Source organism: Pseudomonas sp. NPDC078416, from assembly GCF_050268485.1.
Lineage (GTDB): Bacteria > Pseudomonadota > Gammaproteobacteria > Pseudomonadales > Pseudomonadaceae > Aquipseudomonas.
The window spans coordinates 1-1,803 of record NZ_JBNNGV010000068.1; the positions used below are offsets into that span (position 1 = coordinate 1).

At 55.6% G+C, this 1,803-nt stretch carries 4 pseudogenes; 1 reads left to right on the forward strand and 3 read right to left on the reverse strand.

Annotated elements, in window-relative coordinates:
- From ACQKEN_RS25345 to ACQKEN_RS25355, 3 pseudogenes are all read right to left on the reverse strand, one after another.
- Window positions 1-101, reverse strand: a pseudogene (locus ACQKEN_RS25345) (imidazole glycerol phosphate synthase subunit HisF); the annotation flags it as partial.
- A pseudogene (gene fusA / locus ACQKEN_RS25350) lies at window positions 95-1,486 on the reverse strand (elongation factor G); the annotation flags it as partial. The pseudogenes fusA and ACQKEN_RS25345, both read right to left, overlap by 7 nt.
- A gap of 30 nt (window positions 1,487-1,516) precedes the next feature.
- Window positions 1,517-1,732 (reverse strand): annotated as a pseudogene (locus tag ACQKEN_RS25355) (30S ribosomal protein S7); the annotation flags it as partial.
- Here ACQKEN_RS25355 and ACQKEN_RS25360 point away from each other — a divergent pair.
- Window positions 1,726-1,803: pseudogene (locus tag ACQKEN_RS25360) on the forward strand (hypothetical protein); the annotation flags it as partial. The pseudogenes ACQKEN_RS25355 and ACQKEN_RS25360 overlap by 7 nt on opposite strands.

The following is a 1,803-nucleotide window of genomic DNA, read 5'->3' on the forward strand; positions in this document are numbered from 1 at the left end:
GGCACGGTGTATTCGCCGAAGTGGAAAATGCTCGCCGCCAGCACCGCGCTGGCATGACCTTCCAGCACGCCGTCTGCCAGATGCTGCAGATTGCCTCGCCCATGCCAGAGATGATCGTTTGACCAGTCTCTTCATCAGTTTTGACGCGGAAAGACGGGTCTTCCTGAGCAAGTTTGCCCAGTGCGATACCCATTTTTTCCTGGTCATCCTTGGTTTTAGGCTCTACGGCAACCGAAATAACCGGCTCCGGGAAGTCCATCCGAACCAGGATGATTGGCTTGTCAGCGTTACACAAGGTTTCGCCAGTGGTGACGTCCTTCATGCCGATCAAGGCCGCGATGTCACCAGCGCGCACTTCCTTGATCTCTTCGCGAGCGTTTGCGTGCATTTGCACCATACGGCCCACGCGCTCTTTCTTGCCCTTGACCGAGTTGATCACGCCGTCGCCGGATGCCAACACGCCCGAATAAACACGGACGAAGGTCAGGGTACCCACGAATGGGTCTGTAGCGATCTTGAACGCCAGAGCCGAGAACGGCTCGTTGTCGTCTGCATGACGCTCCATTTCTTCTTCCTCGTTATCAGGGTTGGTACCCTTGATAGCAGGAATGTCGACTGGAGCCGGCAGGTAGTCGATGACGGCGTCGAGAACCAGGGGAACACCCTTGTTCTTGAAGGAAGAACCGCAGACAGCAAGAACGATCTCGCCAGCGATAGTACGCTGACGCAGAGCAGCCTTGATTTCCTCGTTGGTGAGCTCTTCACCCTCAAGGTACTTGTTCATCAGCTCTTCGTTGGCTTCGGCCGCAGCCTCGACCATGTTGCTGCGCCATTCGTTAGCCAGTTCCTGCAGTTCAGCAGGGATAGGCTTGCGAACAGGGACCATACCCTTATCGGCATCGTTCCAGTAGACCGCTTCCATGGACATCAGATCGATCTGACCCTGGAAGTTGTCTTCAGCACCGATTGCCAACTGGATCGGCACCGGAGTGTGACCCAAACGCTGCTTGATCTGAGCAATTACGCGCAGAAAGTTTGCGCCAGCACGGTCCATTTTGTTCACGTAAACGATACGTGGAACACCGTATTTGTTGGCTTGACGCCATACGGTTTCGGACTGAGGCTCCACGCCAGAAGTACCACAGAACACAACGACCGCGCCGTCGAGTACACGCAGGGAACGCTCAACTTCAATGGTGAAGTCTACGTGGCCCGGGGTGTCAATGACGTTGAAGCGGTATTGGTCTTTGTGCTGCTTCTCGGAACCCTGCCAAAAGGCAGTAATAGCAGCAGAAGTAATGGTAATACCACGCTCCTGCTCCTGAACCATCCAGTCGGTGGTCGCGGCGCCGTCATGCACCTCGCCCATCTTGTGGCTTTTACCGGTGTAAAAAAGGACGCGCTCGGTGGTGGTGGTTTTACCAGCATCCACGTGAGCAACGATACCAATGTTACGGTAACGGTTGATCGGTGTAGTACGAGCCATAAAGCCCTCGCAAAATTAGTGACGCTGAAATTAGAAGCGGTAGTGCGAGAAAGCTTTGTTGGCTTCAGCCATACGGTGCACGTCTTCACGCTTCTTGACCGCAGCACCTTTACCTTCGGCGGCGTCCAACAGTTCGCCAGCCAAACGCAGAGCCATAGACTTCTCACCGCGCTTGCGCGCGAAGTCTACCAGCCAACGCATTGCCAGAGCATTACGACGGGACGGACGAACTTCGACCGGAACCTGTCGTGATCTTCGAACCGCTGGCGCGCGACCAGATCGCAGGCATCACCGAGATCCAGCTGGGGCGTCTGCGC